Origin of the sequence: Levilactobacillus sp. FUA 3915 (genome assembly GCF_044053135.1) — a bacterium.
Lineage (GTDB): Bacteria > Bacillota > Bacilli > Lactobacillales > Lactobacillaceae > Levilactobacillus > Levilactobacillus lanxiensis.
Map to the genome: position 1 here is coordinate 2338645 of NZ_CP168704.1, position 20653 is coordinate 2359297.

The 20653-nt window shown below is 49.4% G+C and carries 15 protein-coding genes and 1 tRNA gene; 13 read left to right on the top strand and 3 right to left on the bottom strand.

The window, feature by feature from the left end; genetic code table 11:
* Positions 1–6 precede the first annotated feature (6 nt).
* Both ACEPST_RS10875 and ACEPST_RS10880 read right to left on the bottom strand, forming a co-directional pair.
* Positions 7–2721, bottom strand: a complete 2715-nt coding sequence (locus ACEPST_RS10875) for a glycoside hydrolase family 65 protein (protein ID WP_204121989.1) — start codon at positions 2719–2721, stop codon at positions 7–9.
* A 530-nt stretch (positions 2722–3251) separates the two neighbouring features.
* On the bottom strand, positions 3252–4211 hold the full coding sequence (locus ACEPST_RS10880; protein WP_204121990.1) for a 2-hydroxyacid dehydrogenase family protein: 960 nt from the start codon (positions 4209–4211) through the stop codon (positions 3252–3254).
* Between the two features lie 150 nt (positions 4212–4361).
* On the opposite strand from ACEPST_RS10880, the gene ACEPST_RS10885 reads away from it, so the two are divergent.
* Together ACEPST_RS10885 and ACEPST_RS10890 are read left to right on the top strand one after the other, a co-directional pair.
* On the top strand, positions 4362–4568 hold the full coding sequence (locus ACEPST_RS10885; RefSeq protein ID WP_204121991.1) for a hypothetical protein: 207 nt from the start codon (positions 4362–4364) through the stop codon (positions 4566–4568).
* A 1052-nt stretch (positions 4569–5620) separates the two neighbouring features.
* On the top strand, positions 5621–6301 hold the full coding sequence (locus tag ACEPST_RS10890; RefSeq protein ID WP_204121992.1) for a type II CAAX endopeptidase family protein: 681 nt from the start codon (positions 5621–5623) through the stop codon (positions 6299–6301).
* A gap of 147 nt (positions 6302–6448) precedes the next feature.
* On the opposite strand, the gene ACEPST_RS10895 is transcribed toward ACEPST_RS10890, so the two are convergent.
* Entirely contained in the window at positions 6449–6928 is a 480-nt protein-coding gene (locus ACEPST_RS10895; protein ID WP_125766193.1) for a MarR family winged helix-turn-helix transcriptional regulator, read from the bottom strand.
* A gap of 813 nt (positions 6929–7741) precedes the next feature.
* On the opposite strand from ACEPST_RS10895, the gene ACEPST_RS10900 reads away from it, so the two are divergent.
* From ACEPST_RS10900 to ACEPST_RS10950, 11 genes are all read left to right on the top strand, one after another.
* Positions 7742–10129, top strand: a complete 2388-nt coding sequence (locus ACEPST_RS10900) for a MucBP domain-containing protein (RefSeq protein WP_204121993.1) — start codon at positions 7742–7744, stop codon at positions 10127–10129.
* 330 nt (positions 10130–10459) lie between these two features.
* Complete coding sequence (locus tag ACEPST_RS10905) at positions 10460–10963, top strand: VanZ family protein (RefSeq protein WP_204121994.1); 504 nt, start codon at positions 10460–10462, stop codon at positions 10961–10963.
* Positions 10964–10982: 19 nt separating this feature from the next.
* Positions 10983–11270: a heavy metal-binding domain-containing protein gene (locus tag ACEPST_RS10910; RefSeq protein ID WP_374706469.1), complete on the top strand. Its 288-nt coding sequence runs from the start codon at positions 10983–10985 to the stop codon at positions 11268–11270.
* A gap of 52 nt (positions 11271–11322) precedes the next feature.
* Positions 11323–11406 (top strand) — tRNA-Leu (locus ACEPST_RS10915).
* Positions 11407–11664: 258 nt separating this feature from the next.
* The gene (argS, locus tag ACEPST_RS10920) at positions 11665–13356 is read left to right on the top strand and encodes an arginine--tRNA ligase (protein ID WP_204121996.1); all 1692 of its coding nucleotides are present in this window, start codon (positions 11665–11667) and stop codon (positions 13354–13356) included.
* Between the two features lie 609 nt (positions 13357–13965).
* The gene (arcA, locus tag ACEPST_RS10925; RefSeq protein WP_125763242.1) at positions 13966–15204 is read left to right on the top strand and encodes an arginine deiminase; all 1239 of its coding nucleotides are present in this window, start codon (positions 13966–13968) and stop codon (positions 15202–15204) included.
* Between the two features lie 37 nt (positions 15205–15241).
* Positions 15242–16273, top strand: a complete 1032-nt coding sequence (argF, locus tag ACEPST_RS10930) for an ornithine carbamoyltransferase (protein ID WP_203637196.1) — start codon at positions 15242–15244, stop codon at positions 16271–16273.
* Between the two features lie 74 nt (positions 16274–16347).
* Positions 16348–17760, top strand: coding sequence for an arginine-ornithine antiporter (gene arcD / locus ACEPST_RS10935; RefSeq protein WP_204121997.1), 1413 nt, complete (start codon positions 16348–16350; stop codon positions 17758–17760).
* 12 nt (positions 17761–17772) lie between these two features.
* Entirely contained in the window at positions 17773–18879 is a 1107-nt protein-coding gene (locus ACEPST_RS10940; RefSeq protein ID WP_204121998.1) for an aminotransferase, read from the top strand.
* A 22-nt stretch (positions 18880–18901) separates the two neighbouring features.
* Positions 18902–19846 carry a carbamate kinase gene (gene arcC / locus ACEPST_RS10945; protein WP_125763234.1) on the top strand — a complete coding sequence of 315 codons (945 nt, stop codon included), beginning with the start codon at positions 18902–18904 and terminating at the stop codon, positions 19844–19846.
* A 108-nt stretch (positions 19847–19954) separates the two neighbouring features.
* Positions 19955–20638 (top strand): Crp/Fnr family transcriptional regulator, encoded by a 684-nt coding sequence (locus ACEPST_RS10950; RefSeq protein ID WP_239064543.1) that lies wholly within the window; start codon positions 19955–19957, stop codon positions 20636–20638.
* The last annotated feature ends 15 nt before the right edge of the window (positions 20639–20653 follow it).

Below are 20653 nucleotides of genomic sequence, written 5' to 3' on the forward strand. Positions count from 1 at the left end.
CACTCCTTAATCGGTTATGGTTTGTGAAACGTTAGGTTTTAGTGAAACAGTTTGTTGCCCAATTTGAATGGTAGCGGCGTGGTCGGCTTGCACCGTGACGTGATGGTGATCGATGTCAAAGGTGTAGCGCGTGCCACGTAACAGGTGTTGGAACTTAACGGCTTGCCAGGCCTCGGGGAGGTGCGGGTTGACCGTTAAATGGTCGCCCAAGGCATCGACCCCGGCATAGTAGCGCGTGGACATCAGGGTTACGGCGCCCATGACCCCGAGGTGAATGCCCTCGGCCGTGGTGCCGCCCTGAATGTCGTAGTAGTCGGAGAACAGGGCCTGCGAGAACAGTTGCCAGGATTGGTCCATGTTGCCGGCCATAGCTGTCAGCGCCGCGTAAACGATGCGTGACAGCGTGGAACCGTGAGTGGTCCGGTCGAGGTAGAATTGCAGGTTCTTCTGCAGAGCCTGTTGGGGCAACTCGTAACCTAGTTGCTTGAGTAACCCCAGCACTTGCGGGGCATCCAAGTTGTAAAAGGCCATGAGTGCGTCGGCTTGCTTGGCGACCTGATAGGCGTCAGGCGTCTTGCCCTCGGCCTTTAAAATGCGGTCCATCCGCGAGATATCCCCGTACTTAGCCCGGTACTTGGTAAAGTCGAGCTTCGGCAGTTTGAAGTATCCCTCGAACTGGCCGATGATGCCCTCCGAGTTGATATCCAACTTAAGGTGGTGGCTCACATCGTTAAATTGTTGCCGAACAGCCGCGGTGACGCCCGTCTTGGCATCCACTTTTTTCAGCGTGGCGGCTGGTAAGTCTTGCCGTAACTGGTCGAGTTGGTTAAATAACCAGGTCACCATTAAATTGGTGTAGGCATTATTTGCTAGTCCGGTCGTATCGGCATTGGGATAGTTCTCATGGAATTCATCGGGACCCATCACGCGGTCGATGGTGTAGCGGTGGTCGGCGTTATCCAACTTAGTTTTGCTGAGCCAGAATTGCGCAATTTCTTGTAGCATTTCCAGCCCATATTTCGCCAGGAAATCCGTGTCACCCGTGATGCGGTGATACATGATGACATTGTACGCGATGGCCAGGGACACGTGCCGTTGCAGCGACGAGTAGTCCGGGTCCCAGGTGTTGGTCAACGGGTTAAGGTGGGTGACTTGCGATTGCTCGTCGCCGACCTCACCGGATTGCCACGGGTACATGGCGCCAGCATAGCCCGCGTCCTTGGCGTTTTGCTTAGCGGCTGGTAGCCGACGGTAGCGGTACATCAGTAGTTGCCGTGCCAGTTGCGGGTCGTGTAAAGCAAAGACGGGGAGGTCGAACATCTCATCCCAGAAAACGTGGCCGCGGTAGGCTTCACCGTCGAGACCCCGGGCGTTGATCGATGCATCGATTTGACCGGAGCGAATGGCCTGGACCGCCGAGAAGAGGTGGTAGAGGTTGACCCGTGTCAATTTTTGCGACGTGATATCGCCAGTGATCTGGAAGTCGGCGTCCGCCCAGCGCTTTTGCCAGTAAGCCGTGCTGCTAGCCAGGGTATCGGCGAAGCTAGCCTGTTGCAGGTCAGTCGTCGCCGCCTGGAGCACGTCGCCGGTGGTTTCTCGGCTGGTGAACAGCACGATATTTTTCTCAAAGGTATAGGTCTGTTGCGGTTGCACGTCGACCGATCGCATTTGCCGAACCTGTTGCTCGGCGTTGGGCCGGCCGTCGCTTGGCGTGGCTAGCGCCTGACCGGGACCCGTGAGGTGCGATCCCAGGGCGAGGTCAACGTGACTAGCCCGCGTCTGGGCCTCAAGGAAAATGCTGTCGGGCTGTTGGCTGGTGCCGGTCACGCGCAGGTGGTGCTGATCAAAGGCGTTGTAGCGCGACACGTTGCCGTTGACGACGCTGCCATCGATGGTGGAGTAGACCTGCAGGCTGCCCGCAAAGTTTAACGGGGTGATGCTGTAGCGAATCGCCAGGCGGTGCCAGTCCTTAAAGTTGGCGAGCTTGGTCGTCTTGATTTGCAGGCTGTGACCGGTGGACAGCTGAACCAGCATGGTGGTCGTCAGCGTCCCGGTGTGGAGGTCCAGGCTCCGGTAGATGTCCTGGATATCCGCGGCCTTAATTTGAAACGGATTCTGGTGGTCGACGCCAAAGGAGAGGGCCTGCGCATTGGGTAGGTTGACCAAATCTTCATTGGTGACGGCGCGACCGTTTAAATTGGTTGTTAGCTGGTCATACAACCCGGCCGTGTACATGCCAGGATAGTTGTCGGCATCGGCGTGGGCTTCGGTATAGGCACCCCGCAGGCCAACAAACCCGTTACCGACCGTCAACATGGCCTCTTGGCCGTAGTTGCGTTTGCCTTGGTACTGGCCATAGTAGTCCAGATGCCAGCTGAGGTAGTCGCGCTTGGCCTGTAGGGCGGCGGCCAATCCCTGTTGGGCAATCGCTTGATTGCTGACAACGGGGATGTTCAGCATGTTGGTAATGGCCAGGCCAATATCAATGCGCTGATGGTTGATGCCAACGACGGTGTCGGAGAAGGGGTAACTCAGGGCGTTATCCACGACCGCGGCGTCCACGTCGAGTCCCGCCAGCTTGAGGCGCAGGTTCTCCAGGTTTTCCCCAATAGTCTGGTCCGAGTTGTAGGCAATAATAAACTGCCGCTCACCAGCAGCGTCCGTCGGGTGGTAGCTCACTTCCAAGGAGTCATCTAAAACGTGCAATGTAATCATTTTCAAAGCTAGATCGTCATCCTTTCTGCTAAATGATAGCGTATTCTTCACTCTCAATCTTAGGCTAACGCTGCGCAATTAGCAATTATTTCCGTCAAAAAATACGAAATTTGTTAGTCCGTAGAACGCCTAAATGGCGCCATTGCAACCGATTGCAGTGATTGGGCGTAGTTGGGTCGACGCACGGTCAAACCGATAAAAATAGCCAAAAAACCGACTACCCAGAAATTCCAGGTAGCCGGTTGGTTTTTGAATGCAATTAATGATGTGTGCGGTCGGTCAGTTTCGTCATAAATTCAATGTTAATTAAAGACTGAAACCATCCTTAACTTAATTGAATAGGCAAATAGCTATCTGCCTAACGAGCCAAATACATGTGAGCTACAAGACTGGCAAAAATGATCCAGTTGTAGAAGTGACCAGAGGCGAGCCAAGGCGACCAGCTGTCCCGTGGAAGCCTGTTTCACAGGCTGGAACCGGCCCCACAGCAGGGCACCTTGAGCTCGCCGGCGGGAACGGATGCTCCAGGGGCATTTTTAGTTGACGATGTACAGGGGGTCTTCGCCCTTGTCAACGCGAACTGCATTCTTGGCAACGATAGAAGCCATGGCGTCCCGTGCTTCAACCGTGGCGTTCCCCACGTGAGGGGTCAGGATAACGTTCTTCAGGCCCTTGAAGCCGTCGTCAACGTTAGGTTCTGCTTCGTAAACGTCCAAGGCAGCGCCAGCTAATTCGCCGGTTTGTAAGGCTTCCAGCAGGGCAGCTTCGTCAATGACGGGACCCCGAGCGGCGTTGATCAGGTAAGCAGACTTCTTCATCTTCTTAAATTGTTGTGCGCCGATCATGTGATGCGTTTGGTCATTTAATGGGCAATGTAAGGTGAGAACATCGCTCTTTTCCAAGACTTCATCCAAGGTGGCGTAGGTGGCGTTCAAACTACCCTCCGTAGCGGCATCTAGGGGATGACGTTGCGTGTAGATAATCTTCATGTCAAAGGCGGCCATCCGCTTGGCAACGGCTTGGCCAATTTGGCCCATGCCGACGATCCCTAAGGTCTTGCCGGCCAGTTCGTGGCCCAGGAAGAAGAGTGGGGACCATCCATCGAAGCCCTCGTTGCGCATCAGTTTGTCACCCTCGACCATCCGGTGAGCCAACGTAATAATCAAGCCAGTCGTGACTTCAGCGGTCGAAACCGTGGAAACCTTGGGCGTGTTGGTGACGGGGATGTTCTTGGAACGGGCGTAGGCGGCGTCAATGTTGTTGAAGCCGGCCCCGTAGTTGGCAATAATCTTTAACTGAGGATCGGCATCGATAACGTCCTTGTCTACCTGAGTAGAAAGGGGCGTGATCAAATAATCCTTACCGACAATCCGCTTTAACAACTCGTCCTTCGTGATTAATCCACTGCCAGAATAGCTTTCAACGTCAAGTCCGGCATCGTTTAAAATGTCCAAAGCTGACTGGGGAATTGGTGCAGTTACTAAAACACTGGTCATGAGTGTCACTCCTTCAGTAAAATTTCATTTCACACGTCCATTGTAATCGTTTTCATAGAAGAAAGCATCCTCTGCTGAAATTTTTTTCGAAAAACGCCGCCAAACGTGGTAAGCTGTGAAAAGTAACTGGACCTGAAAGGGGAAGCGACTGTGAAAGTTTTAGCAATTATGTTGATCACCATCCTGACCGCCGGACTAGTGGGCGGCACCATCTGGTTAATGTTGACGCTGGCACTGGCCGCCTGGCTGGAGGTGCTGATTGGCGCTGTGGGACTGATTGTGGCGACGGTGATTAACTTGGCCATCTTCTGGTTTCTTTGGCCCCACCCAGCCCCCAGCGAAGACGACGAGGACTAACTAGTTTGTACCCTGGGACTGGGTGAAAATGAGCGCTGTCACGTTGGCGTGTAAGAGCGTTCCCGGCGGCGGATTCAAAGTACCCGGCTATGGGGCCGGTTCCAGCCAAAAGGCGGGCTTCCACCTCAACTTTGAGCCTGAGGTACGGTCTCAAAGGTTGTCCCGTGGGCTAGGCTGGGAAAATACCCCAGCCAAGGCCACCGACACAGCCGGGAACTTTGATCCGCCTCTGGTCACTAACACGGTCCGTGCTGGTGCCTTTTCACCAGTTCTGCGGCTGACACTGGTTAGCTCCAGTCGGTATGCCGCTGGTCTTCGATGGAAGGTAGGGGTGGGAGCCGTTCTGGATATTTGGTTATTTTTCTTCCTAATTGTGTTGCGTAATACTCAGGTACATTAGTGAGTGGACGAATCGACACTAGTTTAAGTTGGTTGTTGTAAGTATGAGTGACTAACTAGATTACCACAAAACATATGTAGAAAGAATCAGACAAGTAAAGGTCGATTGACCAAATTTCAGCTGTGTCAGCCGATAGGGTGGGAGAAATGGGTTCAGCCGTGGGATTTTCTGAGAGTTTCTCTCAGAAAATGGCGACTTTGAGACTCGTTTCTCAGAGGCTCAAAGCGAGTCAGAAGACCGCCTTTAGGCTTCTGGCGTCCTGCCCACCGCGTTCCGACCCATTTCTCCCACCCGGCAAGGCGAGTCAGAGCCGAGAAATTTGGTCAAAAAAAAGACCATTACGATAAGTCGCAATGGCCAAAGAGTAAGGTTACAACATAATTGGGGGATTATGTTGTAAAAAATTTCATCTACTTTGGGGGAGTAAAATGAAATCTGTCTGTTGAATGAGGACAGAAGCCTCACGCGTAAGTAAGGTAAATCCAAACTTACCCGCAACTCTATAGTAGCGCATTCCTCAGAAAATTGCCATTAAAATATAAATATTTTGCTAAATTGATTGGCTAACGGTTGCGGACAACGCTTTGTGGTAGGCCACTGCCGATTACCCAGTTAGTTAGGCGAATCAACAAAAGTGAGAGGATGGTTTTACGTGTCAGAAAAAACGTTAAAAGTGGGTAGTTTCACGGTCTGGCTGTGGGTGATCCTACTCGTCATTATTTTAAATATCGTACAATTGCCGTTGGCTTTCTTGGGTAACGGAACGATAGCTGTACGCCTGTTGTGGTCGGTCGTTTACCTGGTTGGGTTCGCGGCGGTCATCATCTTGGGCCTATGGGTCTACCACCGGGTTCATCCGGTTAAATATCAGCGATTGGTGGCGAAGGATTGGTGGTTGATGGTACGGGGCTACGTCTTCGTGATTGTCGCTCAGGTGTTCTTGGGATTACTCAACAACCTGTTCTATCATCAAACGAGTACGGCCAATAACCAGGCAATCGCGTCCTTCATGAATCAGGGTCCCTGGACATTGATTCTGCTGAGTTTGACGGCGGTTCTGGCGAGTCCCATCATTGAAGAGGTAACCTTCCGGGGCCTGCTGGTCGATGGCTGTTTCCCGGCCAACATGTTTTGGGTGCCTATCGTGGTCAGTGGGGTGGCCTTTTCCATCGTGCATATGAGCAGTAACCCCATTAGCTGGCTGATCTACGCGGTCATGGGCGGCACGTTTGCCTACGTTTATAAGCGGACCGGTAAGCTGCAGAGTACGATCATCCTGCACGGGTTCAACAACCTGATTGCCGTGGGCGCCATGTTGCTGTCCTTACATTAGATTGCGTAAGCTAACGTAAAATTAAAGCTGTTCCCGTTGCGAAGCTACTGGCTTCGTCGACGGGAACGGCTTTTTAGTACGGTGGGCGGCGTTCTTCAGAGATAGAAAAAATCCGGTCAACCTCGTGGGAGGATGATCCGGATTCTGTTAAGCTTGTTTATCGACTTGTTTAGCAATCTTGCGTTCTTGGCTGACCGTATCGAGTTGACTCTTAACGGTGACCAGTTCGCTCATCATGCTATCAATTTCGTCGTTGCTCATACCCAACAACGTTTGGCATTGGCCGATACGTGCATAAACTTCGTCACGTTTTTCTTCGGCCATTTCGGTCAGGTGGATGAGGACTTGACGTTCGTCAGTCCGACTCCGAACCCGTTCGACCCAGCCCTGCTTTTCCAATCGCTTGAGGAGGGGCGTTAACGTCCCACTATCCAGCTCGAGGCGCTCACCTAGTTGGTGGACGGTGAGCGGTGCATCTTCCCACAACACCAGCATCGCGATGTATTGCGGATAAGTTAAACCAAAGGGTGCCAAAGCGCTTTGGTAAAAATGGTTGAACTTCTTGCTGGCAGCATAAATGGAGAAACACAGCTGTTCATCCAGTAGAATTGGGGTAACTTTCGGCATGGCACAGGCCTCCTTTCAATTACTTTCCAGAGTATTGTATACAATTAAATTGCCGCGTGCAAGTAATCGACCTCTCATTTAAGTCAATTGTTGGTATTATCAACCAGAGAAAGTTAGATAACTTGCCCCAGGTTGACAATAACGTAACGCCTAAACAATTATATAGCATATCTACTGGTAAGTTCAATGATTATTGATGAAATAAGTTTTTGCTATTAGTAAATTAGAGCCCAGACAACCAGTTGGTACCAGGTCTTTCTGCCGTCACCAGTAACCAACACGTTCATGCAGAACTGTTTATTTTAAAATCGGGACACTGATTTCGTCATGGTGACGAATCGGAAAAAGTGACACGTTTCTTAAATGAAAAACTAAGTTAGTTAGTCGAAAAAACTCTATCGCTAAGTATAGCAGAGAATCTGTAAAAGAAAAGTAAAATTAGTGAAATTACTAAATGTAAGCGTGATTAGCTGGGGATGATGAGACGATAAATAATCACAATGTAAAATGGTTATCAGCTGATAGTTTGATTGAATATAACGGCTAGTTTATGCTGAGAATGAAACGCGATAATATTGGTTTTTCCCCTATACGATTTACCTTGATATTTACGTAGGATACGTTACAATGTGGGTGTAGAGTTATTTATCCACATTGGCGAATATGTGAGGAAATGGTTTGGCACCTTTCTCAAAGCAATGGGGTAGATAACCAGAACAGTTTGCGGATTCTGTTCGGGGATTCATGTCTAAGATGTGCTTACTAGGGAAGGGCAACTGCTGAGAGGCAGAAACTACAAGGAGGTAGCGAACCATGAAACACGCAGTGATCGGTGAAGCTAAGGAACATTACAAGGCTTATAAGGCAGGCAAACAGTGGGTTTACGCATGTATCACGGTTGTTGCTGTCGGTTTGGGCTTGGCGGGGGCCAACGTTGGTACGGCGCAAGCAGCAACAACTCCAGACGCTGAACCAGCTGCGAGTCAAGTGGTTGAGACACCAACGGCGGCAACGCCAGCGGATGACGTGACGACTCCTGAGAAGCAAAACGAGGAACCAGCGGGTGACAAGCCAGTTGTTCAAGAACCGGTGGATAAAGATACTGTCGAAAATGAAAGCGATTCCAACAATGATGTAAATACGCCCAAGACTGACGTGAAGGATGACGTCAAGGCGGATGAAGAAACTAATGGGCAATCGGAACAGGAGAAACCTGCTACTGGGGAGCAGGAGGTTAAGACACCTGGGACAACGGTGACTGATCCGGTAACGACTGAACCAGATAAGGTTGTGAAGACGGATGACACGCATGTTGCTATCACCCCAAACGATTCCATTGAGCCTGCGACACCGCCAGTACAAAAAAAGATGTTCAGGATGGCTCGGGCGGCGGTTGCACCGGTAATCACTCGTTGGCCTAATACCTTGCCGATTGTTCACGTTGACTATACCGCGGAATGGTGGGACAACGTTAACGGGAAAAACGCTGCTGAATGGATGCCAGATGCGAACTTGCGGCAAGCAATTGAGGGGTCAATTAATCAAGCATACAGTCTATATGGAGACTATTTAGTAACTGACGAAAACTTATGGACGTTTGCTGGATTTGATGGTAATGATTATTACAGCCATGGTGTCGATATTTATAACAGTCAAATTAAAGGACCTATTGAGACTCTTGAAGGATTGCAGTACTTTACGAACCTGAGACAAATTGAATTGAGCGATGCAGTTCCGCTGTCAGGAATGATTGATTTCTCATTCGCCCCTAATTTAAATAACTTCAGAATCTATAACGAGAGCCACACGCCTGCAGGTTGGAATGTGTCAGCAGATTATGTTCTGTCGCACTTCTTTAGCAAAAATCAGAACCTACAATACCTTTGGTTGAATAATCTTAACCTTACGGGAAGTTTCCCGGACACGTCTAACAACCCAAACCTCTATTACATTAGTTTGGATGACAACCAGCTCACAGGGAGTATACCTGATTTAAGTAACTTACGTGATTTAATGGAAGTCAATGTTGATAACAATCAGATGAGTGGTCAATTGCCGGATATGACTAATTGGACGATTGATGCTTTACATGCAGGAGGCAATCGTTTTAGCGGGGAATTACCAGATATTAGTACGTTGGGCGCCTTGGACTATTCCAATAATATGATTTCTACTGGGATTACGCCGGGGTCTTATACTGGATTCGTCGTAAGTAGTGGACAAAGCTTGGTTAACAAACACTACACATTAACCAACGGAAATAATAGTTTCGATCCCACCCAAGGAACCTTCTCTAAATTTGTCAACTTCTCAACGGGTGAAACTGACAATAACGTTCAGCTAGAACCCGGAACCTTTAAGAACGGCAACATCGTTGTGTACTCCACTGAAGGTACTGAGGGAGTTACAGATCACAATGCTTGGGCGGCGGATAAGGTTGATGCCTCTGACTGGTTTACCATTAAGGCCAATCCTGACAATCCAATGGGATTCTTGTTGGTTGCTAAGCCTGGTGTTAAGACTGGAAATTACGTGATTAAGGTCGTTACAAACGGTGGCAGTAGCCGGGACTCAAGTGCCTGGATTGATTTCTCCGTAACCAATAACATGACGAATACGGTAACGCCAGTAACACCTAATACACCGGAACCAGATGCTAAGACCGGGACAATTACGGTTGTCAGTGTTAGTGATAAGGGTAAAGTGCTTAAGACCCAAACGATTGCAGGCAACATCGGGGACACCTTCAACATCGACGCCCCAAGTATCGCCGGCTACAAGGTCACTGGCAACGCGACCGCCACCGGGACCTACACGGCGGACGGACAGACGATTACCTTCACCTACACTAGTGAGGGCACCGTCAAAAATGGTGGGGATGCCGCCACGATTGATGACACGACGCCTGTCGACAAGGCAACGGCCAAGACCACCAAGGGTGGCGCAGCCGATACCTTGACGGGGACCAAGAAGGCGCAACAGCAAGCCGCCAATCAGAAGCAAGCACCCGTGACGACGCTCAAGGCCAGCGGACAAGCGACTACGGTTACCCCAACCGCAACGCCAGTCACTGACAAGCAAGCCAACAAGACCGTCTTACCACAAACGAATGAAACTAATGGAAACTACGTCTTAGCCGGCATTGCCACCTTGATTGGGGCACTGGGTCTCGCCGGGCTCAAGTTAAGAAAACGGGGGTAAGCCTCTATAGTCAAAAATGGTATCGTTTTCAAACGAAAGCACTGGTCGATTGGCCGGTGCTTTTGTTATTCAGGCGCAACGAATTACCCAGTGGTAAGTTAGATAAACGGTTAAACGGCTGTGAAATAGGCCTGAGTAACGCCACTAACAGTTAACTGTGATATTTTAGACTTGTTCCTAATCCTGATGGGGACGGTAATATAAGGCCACCGGCGGTAGGATTGACCGTTGGTGGTTTTGTTTCGGCCAAATTTTGACACGAAATGGGGGATACCCATTGTTCCCGCCGCAATGACCCGGTATACTGGGATTATTGAGGAGGCCTGGTCGATGGGACGTTGGATACCCTACATAGTTGTGAGTCTCATTTGGCTGGGCCTTAGTTGGCACGCCGTGGCGCAGCACCACTACCGGCGGCTGTTTTGGTGGCTGGGGTGTTGGGGCCTAACGACGCTGACCTGGACCCCCGTGGCGTTTTCATTTGGCAGCGACACAGTGGGCCAGGTCACCACGCACTGGATTGCTGGGGGCATCTGGGTTCTCCGGCCGTTCGAGCGGGCCAGCATGGACACGTCCTTTTGGCTAAATATCGTCATGACGATTCCCCAGGGGATGTTGTTAGGCCTGAACTGGCCGCGCTTACGTTGGCCGCAGTGGCTGCTGGCAGGTTTGGCGACTGGATTGACCCTGGAAACGGGGCAGGCCATAGGCAATTGGCTGGTGAGCCTGGGCCGGTGGGTCGACATCAATGACGTGCTGACCAACTGTCTAGGTGTCGTGTTAGGCGCCGGACTCATGTGGTGGGTGCGTCAACGCACTCAGGTTAGAAAATAAGGGGGAGATAAAAGTGTTTATGACAACTGGTGGGCTCAACCGGGCGCACGCGATTCAAGGAATCTTAACGGCGACCACGAGCACCATGCTCCGGTCGGAAAAACCGGATGAATTTTCATTGTTTGATAAATTATTCGATGAGGCCAAGCAAAAATTAATGCAGCAGGCACAGGACACGGATGCCGATGGGCTGATCGAGGTTCGCTTCAATACCGAGGTCGTCCGCATGAACGTGGCGCCGAAGTTTTTAGTCGTTCACGCCTATGGAACTGCCGTAAAATTTCCAAAATCAAAAAAAGTTGAATAAAGGGGTTCCCTTTTATACAACTTTAGTGTAATATATTATTTGTTGTTGAGTTGCCCCGATGGCGGAACTGGCAGACGCGCAGCGTTCAGGTCGCTGTTTGAGTGATCAAGTACAGGTTCGAATCCTGCTCGGGGCATCATGGATAACTTTTAAAAAGCAGTTCGCGAAAGCGAGCTGCTTTTTTTTCGTCTACAAGCCTAATTCGGCCCCCTAGAGTCCAGTTCACTGGTTATTAGCATAATTATACGGCCCCCGGTAGAAGCGCGCTGAGGCACAACTAGCAGGCATTTAGCATAGGTGATTTGCGACACAACACCTTTGACGCCCTAGGGAATTAGTGTACACTGAGATTAATCATCTTGATAATTTTTGAACTACAGGGAGGAATTTTCGTATGGACTATAAACAGAAGGTTATTACGGCATTGGCGAACGCTTTAGACGGCCAATTGTCGGCGGAAGAGATTGCGTTGAAGCTTGAAAAGCCCAAGACGTCTGATCTTGGGGACATGGCGTTCCCCACGTTTGCACTAGCTAAGCTCCTGCACCGGGCACCGCAACAGATTGCCCAAGATTTGGCCGAAAAGATTGATTCAAGTGACTTTGAACGTGTCGTGGTTGCCGGTCCATACTTGAATTTCTTCTTTGATAAGGGTCAATACAGTGCCGCAACGCTGGAAAATGTGTTGAACGCCGGCGCTGCTTACGGCCAAAACGAAGATGGTAACGGTGGGAAGGTGCCAATCGACATGTCCTCACCAAACATTGCCAAGCCAATGTCCATGGGGCATTTACGGTCGACTGTAATTGGGAACTCGATTGCTGAGATTCTGACCAAGAACGGCTATGCACCTATCAAGGACAATCACTTAGGTGACTGGGGGACCCAATTTGGGAAACTCATCACGGCCTACAAGCTGTGGGGGAACGAGGCCGACGTTAAGGCTGACCCCATTAATAAATTAGTTGAATATTATGTTCGCTTCCATAAAGAGGACGTGGACAAGCCCGAACTGGACGATGAAGCCCGGGAATGGTTCAGAAAGCTGGAAAATGGCGACCCTGAAGCCCATCGTCTCTGGAAATGGTTCCGGGAAGCTTCCTTGGAAGAGTTCAACGACGTTTACAAGAAGTTGGGTGTGACGTTTGATACCTACAACGGGGAAGCCTTCTACAACGATAAGCTGGAAGAAGTCGTTCAAATTCTCAAGGACAAGCACCTGTTGGTTGAGTCACAGGGTGCCCAAGTCGTTGACCTCAGCAAGTACAACCTGAACCCAGCGCTGATCCTGAAGAGTGATGGGGCATCCCTATACATCACCCGGGATATTGCGACCGCGCTGTATCGTGACCGCGAATATGCACCAGCCAAGAACTTATACGTTGTTGGCTCGGAACAAACGTATTACTTCAAGCAGTTAAAGGCCGTTCTATTAGAAATGGGCCTGAAGTCAGCGCCGAACCTGCAACACGTGCCATTTGGGCTGATCACCGTTGATGGGAAGAAGTTGTCTACCCGTTCCGGCCGAATCATTCTGTTAGCCAAGGTCTTGGAAGAATCCGTTGAGCTGGCTGAAAAGGAAATCAACGAGAAGAACCCTGATCTGGCAAACAAGTCGGCGGTCGCCCAACAAGTTGGGGTCGGCGCCATCGTCTTTGGTGATCTGAAGAACGAACGGACCAACAACATTGACTTCGTTCTGGCAGACCAACTGAAGTTCGAAGGGGAAACCGGTCCTTACGTGCAATACGCCCATGCCCGGGCCGAAAGCATTCTGCGGAAAGCTAAGGCAACTACGATCACGGCGGATGCCAACCAGGTCACCGATCCCGAAGCTTGGGATACGATCAAGGCCCTGGCAGACTTCCCAGCCATGGTCAAGATGGCCTGTGACGAGTTAGAGCCTTCCGTCATTGCCAAGTACGCCATTCGCTTATCCAAGACCTTCAACAAGTACTACGCGCACTCCAAGATTCTCGCGGATGATGCCGGCTTACCAGCTCGGTTGGCTTTGGTTAAGTCTGTTTCAATCGTCGTCAAGGAAAGTCTGCGCTTGTTGGGTGTCAAGGCACCAGACGAGATGTAGGCCGTCCCTAATAGTAGAATTAACTTAGCAAAGAGCGTTCAAGTCCTCGTGACTTGAACGCTCTTTTACTAGTCGTAGGGGCTGACCAACGCTGAGAAAGGGGCTTGTGATTAAATTACTAGCAACCGGGGCACCGCGGCCGGTCTGGGACGTTTTACCTGAATAATACTCAGTTTATACATTATCTTTACAATGAAAAAGCCAAGGCCATTTTACAGGGAAAACGGACGGAAATTCCCGGAATCAGGAAAACCATGGAAGAGGCAACGCGGCTGTGAACGACTCGCAAATATTTAGAAAGCCTTTAACAGCAACGTTATAAATCTAAAAAGATCGTCTTTTCCCCAATGACGTTGTCCCTGAAAAGTGATGCAAATAAATGATCTGCAAAAAAATGTAAGAAAAAGTCAAATTAATTTTATGTAAAAAAGTCTATTTTTACTAATTTTTACCAGTCAAAATGAATGAATAATGTATATTTTGGGCTGAATATACATTTCACTCTTAAAATGTGAAATTCTTCGCATTTTGAATGCTAGCCATTTAATGTTAGCGGTTTCATTTCGAGATTATACTCTGTCTTGTAGTTAAGCAAGGGAGGAAATAATGATGACAACACCTATCCATGTAACATCTGAAATCGGTAAACTGAAAACGGTTATGCTGAAGCGTCCGGACGTTGAAGTAGAAAACTTCACGCCAGATATGATGTCACGGTTACTGTTTGATGACATTCCATATTTACCAATCGCCCAACAAGAACACGACAACTTCGCTAAGGTTCTTCGCGAAAACGGGACTGAAGTTCTGTACTTAGAAAAATTATCCGCCGAAGCCTTAGACGATGGTGGCGAAGAAGTTAAATTAAATTTCTTGCAACAGATGTTAACTGAAAGCGGCTACATGGCCGGCACGATTCATGATGTCCTGAAGGAATACTTACTTTCCCTCGACACGCAAGCAATGGTTAACAAGATCATGGGCGGGGTTCGTAAAGACGAACTGGACTTCACACCTAGTGACCTGGTTAGTGCCGCTGAAGACAGCGACTACCCATTCTTCATGGACCCAATGCCTAACCTGTACTTCACTCGTGACCCAGCGGCTTCAATCGGGGATGGTTTAAGCATTAACCACATGACGTTCGCTGCTCGCCAACGCGAATCACTCTTTATGGAAACCATCATCAAGTACCATCACCGGTTTGCTAACAAGGGCTTGAACGTCTGGCGCGACCGGAACCACACCACCCGTATTGAAGGTGGGGACGAACTGGTTCTGTCCGATCACGTGATGGCCATCGGAGTTTCACAACGGACTTCTGCCAATGCCATTGAAGACATTGCCCGGAACCTGTTCAAGGACAGCAACTTTGATACTGTCATTGCTATCCGGATTCCACATAACCACGCAATGATGCATTTGGACACGGTGTTCACCATGATCAACACCGACCAATTCACGGTTCACCCAGGTATCTTAGGCGAAGGCGGTCACATCGACACCTGGACCATCACACCTGGTAAGGGCACTGAAGACTTACACCTCGAACACAAGACGGACTTGAAGCAAGTTCTGAAAGACGCCTTAGGTTTGGATGACTTAGACTTAATCCCAACTGGTAATGGTGACCCAATCGTCGCTGGCCGTGAACAATGGAATGATGGCTCTAACACCTTAGCCATTGCGCCTGGTGTCGTGGTTACCTACAACCGGAACTATGTTTCTAACGAATTACTTCGTAAGCATGGCTTAAAGGTTATTGACATTCTCTCAAGTGAATTATCCCGCGGTCGTGGGGGTCCTCGTTGCATGAGTATGCCATTGGTACGTGAAGACTTAAAGTAAACAATTAATTTTTAAAATTAGAGGAGATTGATTAATCATGGCACAAGATTTCAAGCAAAATGTCTTTCAAGGTCGCAGCGTTTTAGCTGAAAAGGACTTTACCGCAGAAGAACTCGAATACTTGATCGACTTCGGTTTACATTTGAAGGCTTTGAAGAAGGCCGGCGTTCCTCACCACTACTTGGAAGGCAAGAACATCGCCTTACTCTTTGAAAAGTCCTCAACTCGGACCCGTTCAGCATTCACCACTGCTGCTATCGACTTAGGTGCTCACCCAGAATACTTGGGCCAAAACGACATCCAATTAGGTAAGAAGGAATCAACTTCTGACACTGCCAAGGTCTTAGGCGGCATGTTCGATGGGATCGAATTCCGTGGGTTCAAGCAAAGCGATGCTGAAATCTTAGCTCGCGACTCAGGTGTGCCAGTTTGGAACGGTTTAACCGACGAATGGCACCCAACCCAAATGCTGGCTGACTTCATGACTGTTAAGGAAAACTTCGGTACCTTAAAGGGCTTGACCTTAACCTTCATGGGTGATGGCCGAAACAACGTTGCCAACTCTCTGCTGGTTACTGGTGCTATCTTAGGTGTCAACGTGCACATCGTTGCCCCTAAGGAACTGTTCCCAACTAAGGAAACCCAAGACTTGGCTCAAGGCTTTGCTAAGAAGTCTGGCGCTAAGCTGCTGGTTACCGACGACTTGGATGAAGGTTTAGCAGGTTCCAACGTGGTTTACACCGACGTTTGGGTATCCATGGGCGAAAGCAACTGGGAAGAACGGGTCAAGTTATTGAAGCCATACCAAGTTAACATGGCTGCTCTTAAGAAGACTGGTACCCCAGATGACCAACTCATCTTCCTGCACTGCTTACCAGCATTCCACAACACCGAAACCCAATACGGTCAAGATGTTGAAAAGAAGTACGGCATTACTGAAATGGAAGTTACTGAAGAAGTCTTCACTAGTAAGTATGGGCGTCAATTCGAAGAAGCTGAAAACCGGATGCACTCCATCAAAGCGATGATGGCCGCAACTTTAGGTAACTTGTTTATTCCTAAAGCTTAACGAGTGATTAAAGACGGGCTAATCAGAGCGATTAGTCCGTTTTTTATTGCAAACACGAGGAAAAGAGTGAGAATATGGATGAAAATAAAGGATTATCTCTGGGCGCGTTAACGGCGGCCGTCGTCACTAGTTCAATCGGTTCAGGGGTCTTTACCTTGACCAGTTCACTGGCTGGCGGTGCTGCACCTGGCCCCGTTCTGTTAGCGTGGTTAGTGGTTGGATTCGGGATTTTAATGTTAGCGTTGTCACTAAACAACTTATTGTTAAAGAAGCCCGACGCTGAAGGAATCCATGCCTATGCGCAAGAGGGATTCGGTAACTTTGCCGGGTTCGTGAGTGGCTGGGGTTACTGGCTGAGTGCTTGGTTGGGGAACGTGGCCTTTGCCACCGTCCTCATGAGTTCGTTGGGGTACTTCCTGCCAATGTTCAAGGGTGGCCAAAATGTGGCTTCCGTGATCTTGGCCAGTGTGGTTTCCTGGGCGCTGACGTTCATCGTTAACCGCGGGGTTGAATCCGCTGCGGCCGTGAACACGATTATTACGATTTGCAAATTGATTCCACTGTTTGCCTTCATCGTTGTCGGCATCTTCGTCTTCAAGGGTGGCATGTTCACAGCTCACTTCTGGACGAACGTGACCTCTGGCGTTGCCGGTGGTAGCGATATCTGGACCCAATTCAAGTCTTGCTTGATGATTATGATGTGGGTCTTCGTTGGGGTTGAAGGGGCAAGTATGCTGTCTTCTCGTGCCAAGAGCAAGAACGATGCCGGCCGAGCAACCATCATCGGGATCATTTCCTTACTGGTCATCTACGTTTTGGCTTCCGTCTTACCTTATGGTTACCTGTCACAAAACGAATTAGCTAAAATCAACCAACCTGCCATGCTCTACATTTTCCAAGACATGGTCGGCAAATGGGGTGGCGCCTTCATCAGTGTTGGCTTAATCATTGCCATCTTAGGGGCATGGTTATCCTGGACGATGTTGCCAGCCGATACCACCATGTTAATGGCTGAAGAAAAACTCTTGCCTAGTTACTTTGGTAAGAAGAATAAAAACGGTGCACCAACGTTCTCATTGGTGCTGACTGCTGCCTTAATTCAAGTCTTCCTGTTAGTGCTGTTATTCTCTGAAGAAGCTTACAACTTCGCACTTTCCCTGTGTACCGCCGCTATCGTGGTGTGCTACATTTTCGTGGGGATGTACCAAGTGAAATTCTCTGCCCAAAATAAAGATACGAAACAGATGTGGATCGGGATCTTTGCCTTAGCCTTCCAAGTTATTGCCATTACCTTAGCTGGGTTACACTTCCTGTTACTCTGCTGTATCGGTTACATTCCAGGCCTGTACTTCTACTACCGTGCCAAGAAAGAATTCGATATTGATGATGGGAAGCTGACCAAAGCTGAAATCATCTACTCGACCTTAATTGTCATCGGTGCAATCGCTGGGGTCGTCCTGGTTGCAATGGGACTCATCACGATTTAGGAGGAACGGCATATGGACATCGATGGATTTGGTGTTGAGGAATGGTTGAACGTTCACGAACGCGAGGCGACCTATGATTTGGCCCAGAGCACGATCACGTCGTTTTCAATGAATGAACTGGTCAAACTGACCAAAGATAACACCTATGATGAATTAGACCAACAAAAAATGAATTACGGCTGGATCGAAGGCTCACCGACCTTTAAAAAAGAGGTCAGTAAGCTGTATGATCACGTTGATGCCGCTAACATCCTGCAAACGAATGGGGCCACTGGGGCGAACTTGTTGGCGTTGTACGCCTTGATCAAACCGGGCGACCACGTCATCAGTGTTTACCCAAGTTACCAACAACTGTACGATATTCCGCGGTCACTGGGTGCGGACGTCAGCTTCTGGAAGTTACAGGAAAGTGAAAACTGGTATCCGGACATTGAAGAGCTGAAACGCTTGATTCGCCCTGACACCAAGATGATCTGTATCAACAACGCCAACAACCCGACCGGGACGATTCTGAACCGGGACTTCATGGAACAAGTTGTTGCCATTGCCCGTGAAGTGGGCGCCTACGTGCTGGTGGATGAAGTTTACCTGCCATTCGATGAAAGCGTTGACTTCGCGCCAATCGCGGACCTCTATGAAAAGGGGATTTCCACCAATTCGTTGTCAAAGACCTATTCGATGCCGGGTATCCGGGTCGGCTGGACGGCCACCAATGCCGAACTAGCCGAAACGTTCCGCAAGTACCGGGACTACACCATGATCTGTGCCGGGGTCTTCAGTGATCAGGCGGCTTGCCTGGTGCTCCAGAACCGCGACAAGGTGTTGGCTCGGAACCGTGAAATCGTTCAGAACAACCTGAAGATTTTCAAGGATTGGGTTGCCAAGACGCCTAATGTGAGTTGTGTCTTCCCGAATGGGGTCTCAACCTCATTTGTTAAGCTCGAGACCAAGACGTCTAGCCTGGAATTTTGTCAAAACTTACTCCGAGATACCGGTGTGCTGCTGGTTCCTGGGGAAGCCTTCGATGTTCCAGGACACGCCCGCTTAGGGTACTGTGCCCCAACGGAAACGCTGAAGAAGGGCTTGGCTGTTTTAGCGGATTACTTGAATAAAGATTAAACAAAGACGAGGAGAATTGATTATGACAAAGCGTAAAATTGTTGTCGCACTTGGCGGTAACGCCATCTTATCAAAGGATGCTTCTTCGGAAGCCCAACAAGCTGCTCTGCGGACGACCGCAAAGTACTTGGTGAAGTTCGTTGAACAAGGGGATGACTTGATCATCTCCCACGGGAACGGTCCCCAAGTTGGGAACTTGTTGCTGCAACAGGCTGCTGGTAGTACCGAAAAGAACCCAGCAATGCCACTGGATACGGCCGTTGCCATGACGCAAGGGAGCATCGGCTACTGGATGCAAAACGCGTTGGACGAAGAACTGGCCGCAGCCGGAATCACCAAGGATGTTGCCACGGTGGTTACCCAGGTTGAGGTTGACCCCAAGGATGGCGCCTTCACGTCACCAACTAAGCCAATCGGCCCCTTCTACAACCAAGCCGAAGCTGAAAAGTTACAAAAGGATCACCCAGAATACACCTACGTTGAAGATGCAGGCCGGGGTTACCGTCGCGTTGTGCCATCACCAAAGCCAATTGGTGTGAACGAATACCGGGTCGTGGACACCTTAGTTGGCGCCGGCGTCATTCCTATCTCCGTTGGGGGTGGTGGCGTGCCCGTTGTCCGCGAAGGCAATCGCCTCGTCGGTCGCGAAGCCGTTATCGACAAAGACTTTGCTTCAGAAAAATTAGCTGAATTGGTTCATGCCGACCTGCTGATCATCCTGACGGCCGTTGACAACATTTACGTGAACTTCAACAAGCCAGATCAAAAGAAGCTGGAACATGTCAGCATCCAAGAACTGGAAGACTACGAAAAGGATAACCAATTTGCCAAGGGGAGCATGCTACCTAAGGTCCAAGCCGCTGTCGACTTTGTTAAGAACAGTAGCCATGGCCAAGCGGTTGTGACCTCACTGGAAAATATCGGTGAATTCCTCGAAAACGGTCAAGGCACCATTATTTCTAAATAGTTAGCGCACATCGGTGGTCAAACTAGTAATTTTTTGATCATCGGTGCTGGTAATCCTCTCAAATTACGTTATGATGAAATAAGTCATAATGCGTTTGGGAGGATTATTTTGATTATACGAAAGAATGAATATCCACAATATTTACAGCTTTTGAAAAAAAATCCCGAGTTTAAAGATTTTACCAGTGAAGAGTTTGCGGTGATCCAGGCAAAAATGCGGGTTCGCAGCTATCCCAAGGGTCAGTTGTTGTTCAATCAGGCCGATCCGCGCGCAAACTTTTATTTTTTGGCGAAAGGCTTGTTGAAGACTGAGCGAACCGATGAATCCGGGAATGAGTTTTTCTACGAATTCATCAATGAAACGAAGGGCTTTCCCTATCGGGGGATGTTCCACGACCATGACTATTCCTATTCGGTCACGGGCATGACGGCCACCGAAATCATTTCGATTCCCATGGCAGACTTCGAAAGCCTGCTGTTGAAGAATAAGAAAATGATGCGAAACGTCATCCTGGAAATGGGCCAGATCATCAATGAAAACGAAAATCAGCTGCAGTTGATGGTGAACTCCAGTGCCAGCAGTCGCGTGCGTAATGGGCTTAAAATTTTAGGTCAATCCATCGGCAAGCCCGGGGATGATGGCGCACGGTTGATTCCGTATCCCATTACGTTGATCGAACTCTCCCAAATTTCTGGGACCACCCGCGAGACCGCCAGCCAGGTAGTCAAAGAACTGGTTGCCGGCGGGCAGATTACCTATGAGCGCAAGTATTTCACCTTATTGAACAATTAAAGCCATTATTGGCAA